General features: G+C 38.0%; 8 protein-coding genes. 4 read left to right on the top strand and 4 right to left on the bottom strand.

Going from position 1 to position 17,015, the window contains the following annotated elements:
* Positions 1-241 precede the first annotated feature (241 nt).
* Together F6K23_RS35890 and F6K23_RS35885 are read right to left on the bottom strand one after the other, a co-directional pair.
* Positions 242-1,015: an SDR family oxidoreductase gene (locus F6K23_RS35890; protein ID WP_293165310.1), complete on the bottom strand. Its 774-nt coding sequence runs from the start codon at positions 1,013-1,015 to the stop codon at positions 242-244.
* A gap of 178 nt (positions 1,016-1,193) precedes the next feature.
* Positions 1,194-1,994 (bottom strand): nuclear transport factor 2 family protein, encoded by an 801-nt coding sequence (locus tag F6K23_RS35885; RefSeq protein ID WP_293165308.1) that lies wholly within the window; start codon positions 1,992-1,994, stop codon positions 1,194-1,196.
* A gap of 624 nt (positions 1,995-2,618) precedes the next feature.
* Here F6K23_RS35885 and murG point away from each other — a divergent pair.
* Positions 2,619-3,686 (top strand): undecaprenyldiphospho-muramoylpentapeptide beta-N-acetylglucosaminyltransferase, encoded by a 1,068-nt coding sequence (gene murG, locus F6K23_RS35880; protein WP_293165306.1) that lies wholly within the window; start codon positions 2,619-2,621, stop codon positions 3,684-3,686.
* A gap of 80 nt (positions 3,687-3,766) precedes the next feature.
* Here murG and F6K23_RS35875 read toward each other — a convergent pair whose 3' ends face one another.
* Positions 3,767-4,369 carry a sulfotransferase domain-containing protein gene (locus F6K23_RS35875; RefSeq protein WP_293165304.1) on the bottom strand — a complete coding sequence of 201 codons (603 nt, stop codon included), beginning with the start codon at positions 4,367-4,369 and terminating at the stop codon, positions 3,767-3,769.
* A 598-nt stretch (positions 4,370-4,967) separates the two neighbouring features.
* Here F6K23_RS35875 and F6K23_RS35870 point away from each other — a divergent pair.
* Positions 4,968-7,025: a mechanosensitive ion channel domain-containing protein gene (locus F6K23_RS35870; RefSeq protein WP_293165302.1), complete on the top strand. Its 2,058-nt coding sequence runs from the start codon at positions 4,968-4,970 to the stop codon at positions 7,023-7,025.
* A gap of 443 nt (positions 7,026-7,468) precedes the next feature.
* Here the strand turns inward: F6K23_RS35870 and F6K23_RS35865 are convergent, their stop codons facing one another.
* On the bottom strand, positions 7,469-9,367 hold the full coding sequence (locus tag F6K23_RS35865) for a S9 family peptidase (RefSeq protein WP_293165300.1): 1,899 nt from the start codon (positions 9,365-9,367) through the stop codon (positions 7,469-7,471).
* Between the two features lie 379 nt (positions 9,368-9,746).
* Between F6K23_RS35865 and F6K23_RS35860 the strand changes: the two genes are divergently transcribed.
* Positions 9,747-10,412 (top strand): class I SAM-dependent methyltransferase, encoded by a 666-nt coding sequence (locus F6K23_RS35860; protein WP_293165298.1) that lies wholly within the window; start codon positions 9,747-9,749, stop codon positions 10,410-10,412.
* Positions 10,413-10,939: 527 nt separating this feature from the next.
* A complete protein-coding gene (locus tag F6K23_RS35855) occupies positions 10,940-15,952 on the top strand; it encodes a ShlB/FhaC/HecB family hemolysin secretion/activation protein (protein WP_293165296.1) in 5,013 nt (1,670 codons plus the stop codon).
* Positions 15,953-17,015 lie beyond the last annotated feature (1,063 nt).

The following is a 17,015-nucleotide window of genomic DNA, read 5'->3' as shown; positions in this document are numbered from 1 at the left end:
CAAAAAAAAACCTCCACCAATTACGGGGGAGGTTATCCATCAGGGTGCATCTACTATTTCTGTTTCCCATCTTGTGATACTTAATCCGGAAATTATCAATTTGATTATTGTTTGAGTGCAAAAAAAAACCTCCACCAATTACGGGGGAGGTTATCCATCAGGGTGCATCTACTATTTCTTTCTCAAGGTAATTGAAGCATTCTGGAAAATTCTGAAAAATTTTCTATATTTCTCGATAGTCCTATTGATGTCGATGAACCATTGTTGCATTAGCTTGATCTGTGGGTACTACTAATAGTTCGCTGATATTGACATGGGGCGATCGCGTAACGCAGAAAAATACCAAATCTGCTATATCATCTCCCGTTAATGGTGTCAAGTCTTTGTAAACATTTTTAGCTTTTTCTGTGTCCCCATGGAATCGGACATTACTAAATTCTGTCTCTACTAAACCTGGTTGAATTTCGGTTACTCGCACGGGAGTTCCTAATAAATCCTGTTTTAACCCCTCAGAAATTGCTCTAACAGCAGCTTTAGATGCACAATAAACATTACCTCCAGGATAAGCAGCACGACCAGCAATAGAACCAATATTAACTATATGACCTTGACTACGATTAACCATTCCTGGCACTACATAGCGAGTCATGTATAGTAATCCTTTAACATTAGTATCAATCATTTCTTCCCAATCGTTGAAGTCCCCAACATGGAGTTTATCTAAACCACGACTTAAACCAGCATTATTAATTAAAATATCAATATTTTTCCAAGGATCAGGCAAAGAATTTATTGCTGATTCTACTGCTAGGCGATCGCGTACATCTAGCTTTAATAAATAAGTTTTACACTGGAATTTTTTAGTTAATTCATCAGCAAGTTTTTCTAGTTTTTCTTGGCGACGAGCAGCCAAAATTAGATTTGCACCTGCTTGAGCAAATACATTTGCACAAGACTCTCCAATACCGCTACTAGCACCTGTAATTAAGACTATTTTATTATCAACAGAAATCATATTGACTATTCTATAAATTTACCAGTTTGATTTAATTATTTATACTATTAGACATCTCCATAAAAGAGGGGATAGGGAATATAGGGAAATAATTGATAATTTCTGTACAATTTTTCCTCCTCTTTATTCTTTCTTCCCTCCTGACTCCTGACTCCTGACTCCTGACTCCTTAGAATCATCACTTATCCAAAACTCTTAAACGATAAGTACTAATAGTAATACCTCCTTTTCGCATCAAAACTGCTGATAACCATTGATCCTGAGAATTTTCTGTAGCCTCACCAATTTTAAAAATTCCCCCAGAAGGCAGTAGTTCTAATTTAAAATTAGCAGACTCAAGATTATAAGAATTTTCATTAATTGGTTCTTCCCAAGCAGCTCCTAACATAATTTGTTCGCCCAAAGGTTCTGCAACAATCACATCAAAGTTATACTTTTTACCTACTTCTACTTCTAGTGGTAAATTGACATTAATAGTAGGTGGATTTTTGCCTGATTTCAGTTGATTACGCTCAGCTAAAATTTCTTGTTCAACAATTTTTTTATCTTCATAACGTTGTTTAGAAGTAATCGTAGACTTTAATCTTATATTTCTATTGTTCATTTGCTGAACACCAGTAATATAAGTAACAGTTTCAGCCACAATTGCATCGCCATCTGTTTCCCAGGATTTTACTTCAGTACGATATTCAACTGATTTATAAAGTTGCCAGAATTTAGATAAAGCTTCTGACAAACTTTCCCGATTTAAACCATCAGAGTTAGTAAAATCATTACTATAGAAATCCATGACATCTTCTAAGTCTTGACGACTGGCAGCTCGATCTATTTTTTTCAAAAGTTCGGTCAGTTCATCAGGGATTTTATCTCTATCTTGAGCTAAAGTCAAATTAGGAGAGAAAACTATTCCAGAAGAAACAGTTAAACCTAGTAATAAAGAACTAAATAATGTTGTTGATAATTTCTGAAATTTAATCAAAAATTTGTTTTGGAAACGACATAAGATTTGAGAAATAATCATTTTTAACTTATAAAAGTTGTTAGTTAAAGATTTGTTGATTGTCAGAACCTAGTTCTATGGCCATAAGTTTGATTTTTGCCTAATGTTAATGCATTAAGGACTAATTATGAAATATTAGACCTTCTGCAAAACTGAAAGTTATAGCAAGGAACAAGTTGATTAGGACTTATATTGATGATGAACCTGATACAGAGAAAAGCTTTTACCGAATTAATTAAGGGTAAGCATTTCCTGCGGAATGCTGCGCAAACAGCTATTAGCTGTCACCTAGCCTCCTACAGAGGAACTGCGGACTTCAGGAACAAGACTCTCTCCTTAAAGGACGGTGTTTAGATTAACAACTGACTTTAAGGGTAAGGGAGGCAACTTTTGTAGTAAGACAGTTAATAAAGCTTTTCTCCTAAACTAAAAGCAATAGCTGATGGCTGAATACTTACAATTAAGGTTTAAAGCCTCTTCTTTTTAAGGAGAGGTAATTATTAATTATTAATTATTAATTATTAATTATTAATTATTAATTATTGAATGTGGCCTTTTGATTTGAAATTTTTGTTTCACTTTTATACCAGGGAGAAAGAAACCTTGACCAATACACCAATTAAATTGTTAATCGCGGCCAGTGGCACTGGCGGACATTTATTTCCAGCGATCGCCACTGCTAAGGAATTAAAGGATTATCAGATCGAATGGTTAGGAGTACCTAATCGTTTAGAAACTAAGTTAGTCCCATCCCAGTATCCTCTCCATACTATATCAGTTGAAGGTTTTCAACAGAAATTGGGCCTGGGAACTATAAAAATTTTGAGTGGACTTATTGGCTCTATTCTACAGGTAAGACATATACTTAAGCAGGGAAACTTTCAAGGATTGTTTACTACTGGCGGTTATATTGCTGCTCCGGCCATTATTGCTGCTCGTTCCCTGGGTTTACCTGTTGTTCTCCATGAGTCTAATGTTTTGCCTGGGAAGGTGACACGCTGGTTTAGTCGTTTATGTAATGTAGTGGCAGTGGGTTTTGAGGAAGGGGCAAAATATCTTCCTAATGGCAAGACGGTTTATGTAGGCACTCCTGTCAGAGAGCAATTTTTGTCTCCCCAAGTGTTAGATATACCTATTCCAGATAATGTCCCTGTAATTGCAGTTGTTGGGGGTTCTCAAGGAGCAGTTTCGGTTAACCAATTAGTGAGAGAATGTGTTCCTGCATGGGTTGATGCTGGTGCTTGGGTTATTCACCAAACTGGGGAAAATGACCGAGATGCTTTTAGTGTTGAACATCCCCAATATTTTCCTATGACATTTTATCATAATATGGCTGGTTTATTTCAGCGGGCAAATTTAGTTATTAGTAGAGCAGGGGCGGGTAGTTTAACAGAATTAGCAGTTACTCATACACCTTCTATTTTAATTCCTTATCCTTATGCTGCTGATAATCATCAAATTTATAATGCTAATGTATTTGCAAACCAGGAAGCGGCAATAGTTTTTCCTCAATCAGAATTAACTTCTGAAAAACTTAAAACAGTAGTTTTGGAGTTATTAAATTCACCAGAAAAGCTGGAAAAAATGAATCAGGGTTCGGAAAAATTAGCAGTAAATGATAGTGCTAAAAGATTAGCAAATTTAGTCGATAAATTATTGAATAATTACTGATAATTTAGTTTGCTCAACACATCATCAAATAGATTCACAAACTTGGCTTCGTGAATGGGCTTGAAATATTCTTGCCACTGCTAGTTTTTTCCCGATCTTATATGTTGATTGTTTGAAACTTGTCCAGAAAACAAACTTTTTCTGTAGGCTATTTTTAATAGGCTAGGAATAATTCTTTCCTTGAAGCCTAGAAACAGAAAAATTTCTCTGAATAAAATTAGATTAGTATCTTGAATTAAATCCTCATATTTTATCTCAATAAAGTCAGGATTATCATAATTCCAATACTTAATATCTTCTATTACATTCCTAGCTGCATTCTCCATTTCAAATATCAATTTATCGTCAAAAGATGAATAAGAATTTATTTTTTCTTGGTAAGTCAATCCACCAAAATCTTTTCTTTTAATATGTAACCATTTTTCTGATGATTTTGTATGATAGAAACAAGCAGAAACAATTACATCTCTTGGGTCTCTGATAATATGTAATCCTTTGTAATCAGAAAGTCTCTCAAAATCAAACTTTGAATGATCGTCAAGGAAAATATCAAAGTTCCCATATGAACTCCTAAGATATGCCTTATTTTTATCCCGGCAAAATTTTAAGTCATAATAAGAAGCAACAGCACTGAATATAGTTAACATCCAAACAGTACCTGTTTTGTGGTGAGTTCCAATCAAAACTTTATTATCTAAAATTTCTCCAAACTATAACCCCTTACGTATAACTCCTAGGGATTTACGAATAGTAGCTCTAGTTTGCTTGAGTAATAATTTCATTGTTACTAATTACTTTAAAGTTCATGATATTATAAAATAATTATAGCATTCAGAGAACTTAGCCAAAAGCTATATTTTATAGTAAATTAAAACTATAACGTCCTGCATAATACCAGTTTGATATGAGGTTGCATAGAATGATGAAATTCATTGAATCTATCTATCTTTATCTCAGCTTACCTGCGGTCAATTCTGTTTGAAATATTATTCTATGTAGCTTCATTTCAATTTGGTATAAGTTGTTTTTATATGAAATACATTAGTGATGTTTGGCACCAATAATTTAGTAAGGGGATAAGGAAAGTAGTACATAACATTATTTTTCGTATTTCATATTAAAATTACAAAATTCGTAAGTCCTAATAAAAAAACTTAAATCTGCTAGAAGAAAGTTTAGCAGTAATATAAATTATTAATAAGTAAACAAATTTAGTGCGTCAATTTTTTGACAGTAAATTAGTCGATAATTAAACGTTCATAGAGGTTTTCAAGGGTAGCTATGTGGTATGAATATTTATGGCTAAAGTTGAGAAAAGTAGTAAGAGGTGAACGAAAAAATTGCTATCTAGCAACAAAGAATCGTTTGATTTTTCCACTAAAGAGAAAAATAGCTCAAAGACAAATTATTCAAGTATTAATAATTGCTTGCTTGCTACCTTTATTATTTTTCATAGTACCAGCTTGGGGGCAATCTACTACTACTAATAAAAATTTCAAAACAGCCCCAGTAGAACTTAATGGTCAAGCCTTATTTCAAGTAGCAGGTAATGATGAGACAAATTTGACGGCTGCGAAACGGGCTGAAATCATCAGTTCAACATTAGAAAATATCTTAAACTCAGGTGAATCTATAGAGGTAGACATAGGCCAGCAAAATAAAGAAACAATTCTGCGTGTTAATAGTAACTATCTACTTACAGTAACTGCGATAGATGTCAAAGGAAGAATGAAGATAGAAGAGCAAGCAGTAATCTGGAAATATAAAATTGAAGAAGCTTTGGAATTAGCCCAAACAGAACGTCAGCCACGTTATATTTTCAAAGTATTAATCATCAGTATTATTCTAATTTTAACTGCCTTAGCTCTAGAGTTCTCTTATCGTTTTTTTGAATTCAAAATTAGCAATTTTTTTGATGAAAAATATCCTCAATTTGTCAATTATTTACCGACAATTTTGCCATTGGCTGGAATTGCTGTTAGAGTCATAGTCTGGATAGTAGTTGTCTTCTACATAACTGATTTAATACCATTAATTCGCGGCTATCGTAATCAGGTATTAATTTTTTTAATAGAGAGCTTTACTTCTCCTATTTTTACTCTAGGTAACAAAGGTTTTTCCATTTTAGACATAATGTTTTTAGTCGGATTAACCATTGCAATGTGGAAAGGAGTCGGGTATTTTATTAAAATCTTCAGAACTAAAATTATTGGCTTAACAGGAGCAGAGCAGAGTGTTCAAGATACAATTAGTTTCTTAGTTCAATATGGCTTGATTTTCTTAGGTCTACTCATTATTCTGCAATTATGGGGTGTAGATGTTAGTTCTTTAGCAATTATTGCTAGTGTCCTTGGTGTAGGTATCGGTTTTGGTTTACAGAATATTGCTAACAATTTTATGAGTGGCATTATTCTAATTTTTGAGCGGCCTATTCAAGTAGGTGATTTTATTCAAGTTGGAAATTTAGAAGGTATTGTTAAACGGATTGGTTTACGCAGCACTTACATTACGACTTTAGACCACATTTCTTTAATTGTTCCTAACTCTCGTTTTCTAGAAAATGAAGTTTTAAACTGGAGTCACAATAACCCGATTTCTCGAGTAAAAGTTCCCATAGGAGTTGCCTATGGTTCTGAAATTAGGTTAGTTAGAAAAGCTATTTTAGAAGTAGCTAAAAGTCATCCCGAAGTATTATTACATCCATCACCGCAACTATGGTTTCAAGAATTTGGTGATAGTTCTCTAAACTTTGATTTACTTGTTTGGACTAGAGAACCTCAGAAAAAAAATAAGCTCAAAAGTGAACTAAATTATCGTATTGAAGTAAGCCTAAGAAAATATGGGGTTGAAATTCCTTTTCCTCAGCGAGATTTACATTTAAAATCTCCAGAAATAGAGCAAATGATTCAGGCTTGGATGCAGAAAAATACTCCCCAACCTTTAGAACTTTATTATCCTGATAGTTTTGTACATAAACTGGAAAGAAAAATTTCTGATTTAGAGCTAGATGAAGAGGATAATTCAACTGTATCAACCATAGATAATATCGACAGTGAAATTCAGAACAATAACAATATAGATATAGATACTTTGATTAAAGAAATGCGTGGTTTTCATGGAGTAGCAATAAAAGACCGCCGACATCGGTGGGGTATTTATCCAAAATGTTTTGTTGGTTATGAGGCAGTAAAATGGTTAATGAGGACTCAAAATTTTAATTTACAAGAAGCAATTTCGATTGGTCAATTATTAATTGATCGTGGGTTAATTCATCATGTCTTAGATAAACATGGTTTTAAAAATGAATATCTTTTTTATCGTTTTTATGAGGATGAATAGTAGGGTTTAACAATTAATAATTAATAATTAATAATTAATAGTTAATAATTAAAGAAGGCAAAAGGAAGAAGGAAGGAAGCTTTCGTTATCTAGCACAGAAGGAAAAATCTGGCGTTGTCTGAGTTTTAAACTTTTGGGTAGTGGTGCATTGCCCGGCAATGTTTGTTACCAGAGACGGCAGTGGGAGCATCTTACTCCCGTGCCAGGTATTGCTTTTTCTTCCGTACCTGGTATTTTTTTGCTGTATACCATTACACTCCGCAGGACTACCAAAGAAAGAGAATTTATTTCGGTTTCTTTCCTACTCACAGTTTTTTTTCCACTCTAGGTCTACTCTACTCCTGTACGGGCGAACGGCCGTTCGCCCCTACTCCCTACTCCCTACTCCCTACTCCCTACTCCCTACTCCCTACTCCCTACTCCCTACTCCCTACTCCACCGCTCTAATGAACTACACCAGAGTGACCTTCTATATTTCCTACTGGTTCAAATATTCCACCCAGATATTTTGCTAAAAATTCCTCGGCGATCGCGTAAAAATGTAAACGGTTTTCTGGACGGGCAAAACCATGTCCTTCATCCTTATATAGTACATATTCGATCGGTTTACCCGCGTCTTCCATTGCCTTAACAATTTGCGTACTTTCTGACTCTTTCACCCGTGGGTCATTTGCTCCTTGACCTATTAATAAAGGTTTCTCAATTTTATCGACAAAAAACAGAGGCGATCGCGACTGCAAAAACTCTGCTTCAGTTTCCAAATTTCCCACACGATGGAAAAAGACTTTCTTCAAAGGTTCCCAATAAGGAGGGATAGTTTGCATTAAAGTGATCAAATTACTCGGTCCGACAATATCCACACCAGCAGCAAACACTTCCGGGGTAAAAGTCAACCCTGCTAATGTTGCATAACCACCATAAGAACCACCCATGATAGCAACTTTATCCTTGTCAGCAATACCCTTTTCTACTAACCAGTTAACTCCATCAATTAGATCGTCGTGCATTTTCGCTCCCCATTCCCGGTTACCAGCATTGAGAAAATCTTTACCGTAACCAGTCGAACCCCGGAAATTAATTTGCAAAACCACATAACCTCGGTTAGCTAACCACTGAGTTTGTGATCTATAACCCCAGGTATCCCGCGCCCATGGTCCTCCATGAACTAAAAGCACTGCTGGTGCTGGAGTTGGAACACCTACAGGTTTAGTCAAGTAACCGTGGATAGTTAGACCATCTCTAGCAGTGTAGGAAATAGGTTCCATTGATGCCAACTGTACACCTTCGAGTTGGGGTTGGTTGCTAAATAGGAAAGTTATCGTTTTCGCAGTGCGGTCGTAAGTATGATAATAAACAGGTCCGTCATCAGTAAAATAAGCTACCAACCAATTATTGTCTTCTAGGGTACGACTAACGATGCGAAACTCACCTTTGTGCGCTTGCTTGAGAAATTCAAAATCTGCAGCAATGCTATCATCTAGAATCTGCCATTCTAATTTATCTTTGTAGAAACCCACTGCTTCAATGGCACGAGTAATAGGATGAGTTAAACTGCCACTAATGTCATATTGGGAGTCTTCAGCAATTACTTTTTCTTCGCGAGTAGCAAGATCGAGACCTAGTAAACGTATAGCATTAGCATCATGGTTAGCTGATATATAGAGAATTTTGCCATCATTGGAGAAAAAACTCGGGCCTCCTTCTTCATCTGGCCCCCAATGACGGATAGTTTCCCAAGATTTTTCTGTGGTGTCGCGATACAGTAAATCCGAACCTCCATCCTCTGTTATGGTTGCTGCAGCCAGGATTTGAAATTTGGCATCAGCAGTCCAACCAACAATATTACCTGGGTTATGGGTGTCAAATTCTACTGCACCATTGTTAAGGTTGATGCGGTAAACATCAAAAGTTTGGGGGTTTTTCAGGTTCAGACCTACCAATATTTGGTCAGGGAAATTATGATCTAAATCTATTACTTGTGCTTTGACTCCCTGGAATGGGGTGAGGTCGCGCACCATATTTGATTGAATATTGACTTGATAAAGATGAAAATTTTCATCTCCATCAGCATCTTGAAGATATATTAGTTGGTCTTCGTTGTAAGTCCAGAAATACATCCGAATGCCTCGTTTTTTGTCAGCAGTGAGTTGGCGGTCGTCTTCTTGACCTATTGTTCGTACCCATATTTGTAAGACATTTTTTTCATCTGGAGCAATGTATGCCAGATATTTGCCATCGGGGGAAAGTTTTGGACTGGTACGTTCGGGGTTGCCAAACAAAATTTCACGGGGAATAAGGGGAGGGAGTTTGGTTGTAATTTTTTCTGCAGTTGTTGTATTCATGTTTTGGTTGAATATTTGATTTACTGAAGTTGCATAGCAGGCAACAGGCAACAGGCAACAGGCAACAGATTGAAAAACATTTCTCTGTCTAAAGATCGGCGTTGCTGATTCTGGGTATGATGCAAGCCCCCCTAACCCCCCAATTTTGGGGGGAATAAAACTCTAAAAGTCTCCCAATGGGTGGGGGATGCGCGGGGACTTGACCAGAACCAAACAATCGCGCATTCATACTTCAATTCAGCAACGCCTAAAGATCATTATCAGTCTCTGTCCTAACTCCTCTAGCTATTGCTATACATTTTTTATTGTATAGCTTACTTTACAATTTGTAATATTCGGATAAAATATATTATGTAGTGTAAACCCACCTTGACTATTTATGTTACTACAAGCTAATCAACGCACGAAGTTAGACGACTCTGACGATCGCCTGTTTTATTTAGACCCTAGATTTGTTACTCATGTGGATGAAGGGTTTATTGACCAGTTGACAAATTTATATCGCGATCGCCTAAAACCAAACACTCGGATTTTAGATATGATGAGTAGTTGGGTTTCTCACTTACCACAGGATATGGAATTTGCTCATGTTGAAGGCCATGGGATGAATGAGGAGGAGTTGGCTAAAAATCGTCAATTAAATCATTATTTTATCCAAGATTTAAACAAGGATTTAAAACTACCTTTTCCTGACAAAGATTTTGATGCTGTGCTGAACTGTGTTTCTATTCAATATTTGCAATATCCTGATGCTATATTTTATGAAATTTATCGAATTTTGAAACCTGGTGGCATAGCAATTATTAGCTTTTCTAATCGGATGTTTTATCAGAAGGCTATTAGTGCTTGGCGAGATGGTTCGGAAAGTGGAAGAGTAGAGTTAGTCAAGCGTTATTTTGACAGTGTAAAAAGTGCTAATGAAGTTCCAGGTTTTAGTAAGGTAGAGGTAATTTCTCAAAAGTCAAATGTACCTAGTTTTTTACAGATGTTAGGTTTAGGAGGAGGCGACCCTTTTTATGCTGTAATTGCTTATCGCCAGGTTTAATATTAGGTGGTATTTATAGAACCCATTTGAGTTCTATATAATTATGGTAGTCAAGTCTTTTATACCAATTTTAAAAAAGAATGCTACAAAAAGGTAGGTATTGATCGGATATGCTGAAAAATAGCTGCTCCAGTTCATTCTAGATAGTTATTTCTATCGTTGTTCCCTTTTTTTAAAAATTTTCCCCTTCTTCCTTCTTCCCTCTTCCTTCTTTCGTACGGACGTTGCATGCAACGTCCCTACCATTTGTAACAAACATTTATCAAATTGGTATTAGCACATCAATTTTGAGGAAAAATTATCTGAAGGAGTGTTGAATTTTTTGTATTATCACGAACCCACATCTTCCCTCTTCCCTCTTCCCTTTTAAATCCTGTCTCCTGTCTCCTGTCTCCTGTCTCCTAGCTAAAAAAACTTGATATTTATGAAGATACGATCGGGGGTTCTATATTATTTCCGGAAGCATCATTTGTGTATAGAATTAGGTTAAAATTCAGTACACAATTATTGCAATTGTAACTTTCATAATGTCACATCTTCCAAACTTTTCAGTATCCACTATTTTATCCCTAACATATTTGACTTTAGGTTGTTGGGAATTTTTAATTCCACCTGCTTTTGCCCAACTCCAACCAGATAGTACTTTGGGAGAAGAAAGCTCAGTTGTTACACCGAATATTAATATTAACGGTATAGAGAGCGATCGCGTAGAAGGTGGTGCCCAACGCGGTGCTAATTTATTTCATAGTTTTGAGGAATTCAATATTCAACAGGGACGAGGGGTTTATTTTAGCAACCCCGATGGAGTCACAAATATCTTTGGTCGTGTCACAGGAAATAACGTTTCCAACATACTGGGAACTTTGGGTGTATTAGGCAATGCTAATTTATTTCTGCTCAATCCTAATGGCATAATTTTTGGGCCAGAAGCTCAATTAGATATTGGGGGTTCATTCTATGGAGCTACAGCCGATAGTGTTTTGTTTGAAAATGGGTTTGAGTTTGCAACTTCTGACCCCCAAGCACCACCGCTACTGACTGTTAATGTTCCTATTGGGTTGAGGTTGCCAGAAAATGCTGGTAGTATTCAAGTTGCAGGTCAGGGTCATAATTTGAGTACCGATCCTAATACTCAGGCAATTATTCGAGAAAATAGAAATATAGGTTTACAAGTTCAACCTAATCAAACTTTAGCTTTGATCGGGGGGGATATTTCTTTGAGAGGGGGAAATCTCACAGCAGAAAATGGACGCATCGAAGTGGGAAGTGTTCAGAATGGGGTGGTGGGAATAACTTCTGTAGGTTCCCTCAACTATGGAGAAATATCTACATTTGGCAACCTGCAACTATCTCAAGCTAGTTCCTTAGATGTAAGTGGAGAGAATACAGGGGAGGTGGTAATTCAAGGTGGACGTATTGAAATGCGCGATGGTTCGATAATTGTAGCTGAAACTTTGGGAACAGAGGATGGGGGTAACTTAATTATTAGAGCATCTGATTCTATTGAAGTTGTGGGGACAACTGGTGAAAGTCAGATTTTCAGTGGTATGGTGACGCAGGTTGCTCCTGAAGCAGTAGCTCAAGGCAGCAATTTGAGAGTTGAGACGAAAAGTCTACAATTAAGAGAAGGAGCGCAGTTCACTACTCTTAGTTTTGGTCAGGGAAATACAGGAAATTTAACTATTTCAGCTACTGACCTAGAACTTATTGGTGCTTCTGTTGATGGTGCTTCTAGTGGTTTGTTCGCTGTAGTGTTTCCAGGGGGGGTCGGTAATGGAGGAGATATAGATATTGATACAGAAAGATTAAGAGTTATAGATGGAGCGCAGATTCTCACAGGTTCCTTTGGTGAGGGGAATGGAGGAAATTTAACTGTTTCTGCTACTGATGTAGAAGTCATAGGTACTTCTCCTTTGGGTCAAGCCAGTATCTTATTTGCTTCAGTGCTGCCCGGAGGAATAGGTAATGGAGGAGCTTTAAAGATTGATACAGAAAATTTACGGCTTCGAGATGGAGGGCAGATTACTACTAGCACATTTGGTGAGGGAAATGGAGGGAATTTAACTGTTTCTGCTACTGATTTAGAAATTATTGGAACTGATGCTGATAGTCAAATGGTCAGTGGTTTATTTGCTTCAGTGCAGTTAGGAGGGGTTGGAAATGGAGGAAGCATCGATCTTGATACAGAAAATCTAACAGTTGGAGATGGAGGGCAGATCAACACTGTTACTTTTGGTGAGGGAAATGGAGGGAATTTAATTATCTCTGCGACAAATATAGAGTTAATTGGAACTTCTGCTGACGGTCAATTTTCAAGTGGTTTGTTGGCTTCCTTAGAACCAGAAGCTATAGGGAATGGAGGAAACATCGAGATTGAGACAGAAAATTTAACAATTCGAGATGGAGCGGGGATCGTTGCTAACACATTTGGGGAAGGAAATGGAGGGAATATAGCTATTTATGCTACTGATATAGAAATAATTGGAACTACTGCTGATGGTTTATTTCCTAGTGGGTTATTTGCCATAGTGGAACCTGGAGGAATGGGAAATGGAGGAACTATAACGCTTAACACAGAAAGTTTAACAATTCTAGATGGAGCGCAGATCGTCACTGCCACCTTTGGAGAGGGAGATGGAGGAAATTTAACTGTTTCTACTACTAATGTAGAACTAATTGGAACTACTGCTGATGGTGTTTTTCCTACTGGTTTATTTACTTCAGTAGATGTAATCAGGGACGAAAATGGTCAAAGAACTGAACAACAAGGTATAGGGAATGGAGGTAATTTAAGGCTCAATACAGAAAATTTAATAGTTCGAGATGGAGCGCAGATAAGTGCCGCCACATTAGGGCAGGGAAATGGAGGAGATTTAACTATTTCTGCTACTAACGTAGAACTTATTGGCACTAATGCTGACGATTTACGCATCAGTGGCTTGACAACTTCTGTACAAGAGGAAGAAGCAAGGGGAAATGGAGGAAATTTAAGACTTAATACAAGAAATTTGCGAGTTCGAGATGGAGCAGAGATTACTGCTAGTACATCTGGTGATGGAAATGCAGGGAATTTAATTATTACAGCTAAGGATGTTGAAGTCTTTGGCATTTCTGCTGCGGGTACTCCCAGTAGATTAACAGCGGCCGCTGAATCTACAGCAACAGGCCAAGGAGGCACATTAATAGTTAACACTGAAAGCTTAGAAGTTCAGAATGGAGCGCTGGTCACTGTTCGCTCGGAAACTTCTGAACCTGCGGGGAATTTACAAATTAAAGCTACGTCTATTCTCCTAGATAACCAAGGCAGTCTCAATGCAGAAACTACTGGCGGTCAAGGTGACATTGTGCTTGAAAATGACAAAGACCTAATCCTGCGTCGCAACAGCAGCATCACTACTAATGCTACTGGCACAGCTACTGGAGGTAATATCACCATCAATACCGATAATTTAGTTGCCCTAGAAAATAGCGATATATCTGCTAATGCTCAAGAAGCTTTTGGCGGTCGCATCAACATCACTGCTTTAGGCATTTTCGGTAGCGAATTTCGCCTTGACCAAACTGAGGACAGCGATATCACTGCTACTTCTGAACTAGGACCTTCTTTCAGTGGGGAAGTCAACTTGAATACTCCCGATGTTGACCCCAGTGATGGACTGGTAGAATTTGATGACACTATTGAGGACATCTCAGCCTTAATCGACCAAAACCCATGTCAGCGCGGACAAGGCAGCGAATTCACCATCACTGGAAAGGGAGGCTTACCACCAAATCCTAGTGAGTCCTTTCCCCCTAATACTCTATGGCAAGAAAAAGAAACCCCAAATACTTCTCCAGAAATAATTACCCCATCAGACCAAGAATTTGTCGAAGCCCAAGGTTGGGTATCAACGCCTAACGGTATCCAACTAATTCTCAATCCTAAAACTGCTACACCTGCTCGCCCTTGGTTGATTCCCCCTAACTGCAAACAATTAGATTCTCAACAACCTAAACCCTATCTGGTCGCTAGCACAATGGATATAATTCCATCCCCAAATTCTCAGTCTCTGGAAGTTACAATTCAACAGTTTAATTTTGAAGGCAATACAAAATTTAGCAACGAAGAGTTACAACAGCAACTCACACCTTATCTTGGTCAACCAATTACTTTTGCCGAATTGATTGCCGCCCGCACTGCCATTACACAATATTATACAAAAAATAATTATATCACATCAGGGGCTTTTATTCCTCCCCAAACCATCTCAGAAAATGGTACAGTTACTCTCAAAGTTGTGGAAGGGAAAGTCGATGAAATTAATGTTAACATCAACGGTAGATTAAACGAAAGCTACATCAAAAGTCGTTTACAAGGAGCAACTTCTGCCCCACTCAATCAAGAAAAACTTTTGTCAGCTTTACAATTATTACAACTCGATCCCTTAGTCAAAACAATTTCAGCGGAACTTTCAGCAGGAGTCCGCCCAGATACAAGTATTCTAGATGTAGAAGTCGTTACAGCCAACCCTTGGCAAATTGCAGCTATCAGTAATAACGGACGGGCACCGAGCGTAGGCAGTTTTCGGAGAGGAGTAGAAGTGGGTTATGGCAATCTTACAGGTATGGGCGATCGTGTCAATACTCTCTATACCAACACCGATGGCAGCGATACAGTGGAAGTATCTTATTCAATTCCTGTGAACTCTAGTAACGGTAGAGTTGAACTGTTTTACCGCCATCAAGATAATGAAGTAATAGAGTCACCCTTTGAAAGACTTGATATTAACTCCAATTCCAATACCTATAAATTAGCCTTTCGCCAACCAATTGTCCAAACTTCCCGTCAGAGGTTGAGTTTAGGGTTGGGTGCAACTCGTCGAGATAGCCAAACTTCTATTTTAGGAACTAACTTTCCATTATCTGAGGGAGCTGATGATGATGGTAAAACAAAACTATCAATTTTTCAGTTTTTCCAAGATTATCAACTGCGGGGAGATAATCAGGTTTTATCATTGTATTCGGAGTTTAATTTGGGGGTGGGAATATTGGATGCAACTGTAAATAGTAACGAACCAGATAGTCGGTTTTTCTACTGGCGGGGTCAGGGACAGTGGGTGAGTCAGTTGGCGGAGGATACTCTACTGGTAGTAGGAGCAGATGTGCAATTATCTCCTTCAGATTTAGTGCCTTTAGAAAGGTTTGGTTTGGGGGGATACAGAAGTGTGAGAGCTTATCGTCAGGATGCGCGTTTGACTGATAATGGGGCATTAGGAACAGTGGAATTACGATTGCCTCTTCCCTGGATTTCTGGGGAGAATCGTTTGTTTCAAATTATCCCATTTATTGATGGTGGGGTAGCGTGGAATAGTGATGGAGAAGAAGTTCCAGGAACAAATGCTTTGGCTGCAGTAGGGTTAGGATTACAGGTAAATTTATGGGAGAAGATTAATATGCGGTTGGATTATGGGATTCCGTTAATTGATGTTGATTCTCGGGATTTGACAGCTCAGGAGGAGGGGTTTTATTTTTCTATTTCTTCGACTCTATTTTCTTTTTAACTAGCTATCAGCTTAATAACCAAGTCATTGCGACTGGAACGGAGTGGAACGAAGCAATCTCCTCAACCCTTGAGATTGCTTCCTAGCGTGGCAATGACGACTGTTTAACCGGATTTGGTATAATATAAAATCCGTATCCAACAGGACTTACGTATTAGGAACGAGTTTTGGGCGTTTGAGATTGCGTCGCTGTCGCTCGCAATGACAGAATTGCGTTGTTTTGCGTAATTCCTATCCAAGTCATTGCGACTGGAACGGAGTGGAAGGAAGCCATCTCAAGGGTTTGAGGTATTTCTTCCATCTATATCCTAATCATAACTATTTAACCGAACATGATATTACAGAGATTAACAATTGAATGTTTCCAGTGCGGGCATCTTGCCCGCTATAGCATCTTGCCCGCTATAGCATCTTGCTCTTGTGCCAAGTTATGATGCAAGCCCCCCTAGCCCCCCAATTTTGGGGGGAATAAAACTCTGAAATTTCCTCAATTTTGAGGGGAAATAAAACTCTAAAAGTCCCCCAATTTTAGGGAAAATAAAACTCTAAAAGTCCCCCAATTTTGGGGGATGCGCGGGTGCGTAAACCAGAACCAAACAATCGCGCATTCATAGTATGATCCCAGCCCCCCTAGCCCCCCAAGTTTGGGGGGAATAAAACTCTCAAAGTCCCCAATTGTAGGGAAAATAAAACTCTAAAAGTCCCCCAATTTTGGGGGATGCGCGGGGGCAGTAGACCAGAACCAAACAATCGCGCATTTTTATGTTTTGGTGTTGCTGATTCTGGATCTGGTTTTGCCCCCCTAGCCCCCCAAGTTTGGGGGGAACTCTAAAAGCTACCCAATTTTTAGGGGAATAAAATTATAAAAGTTCCCCAATTTTGGGGAGGGAATAAAACTCTCAAATTCCCCAAATTTTGGGGGATGCGCGGGGGCGTAGACCAGAACCAAAAAAATCGCGCATTTTTATGTTTTGGTGTTGCTGATTCTGGATCTGGTTTTGCCCCCCTAGCCCCCCAAGTTTGGGGGGAATAAAACTCTGAAATTTCCTCAATTTTGGGGGAG

Origin of the sequence: Okeania sp. SIO2C9 (assembly GCF_010672455.1) — a bacterium.
GTDB lineage: Bacteria > Cyanobacteriota > Cyanobacteriia > Cyanobacteriales > Microcoleaceae > Okeania.
The sequence above is the reverse complement of the archived record's forward strand: the minus strand, read 5'-3'. Positions and strand labels throughout refer to the sequence as shown.

What these genes read in the sequence shown, in the direction of transcription:
- F6K23_RS35870 (WP_293165302.1), top strand. Translation starts at nt 4,968, where the DNA reads ATGTGGTATGAATATTTATGGCTAAAGTTGAGAAAAGTAGTAAGAGGT.
- F6K23_RS35855 (WP_293165296.1), top strand. Translation starts at nt 10,940, where the DNA reads ATGTCACATCTTCCAAACTTTTCAGTATCCACTATTTTATCCCTAACA.
- F6K23_RS35890 (WP_293165310.1), bottom strand. Translation starts at nt 1,015, where the DNA reads ATGATTTCTGTTGATAATAAAATAGTCTTAATTACAGGTGCTAGTAGC.
- F6K23_RS35865 (WP_293165300.1), bottom strand. Translation starts at nt 9,367, where the DNA reads ATGAATACAACAACTGCAGAAAAAATTACAACCAAACTCCCTCCCCTT.
- F6K23_RS35860 (WP_293165298.1), top strand. Translation starts at nt 9,747, where the DNA reads ATGTTACTACAAGCTAATCAACGCACGAAGTTAGACGACTCTGACGAT.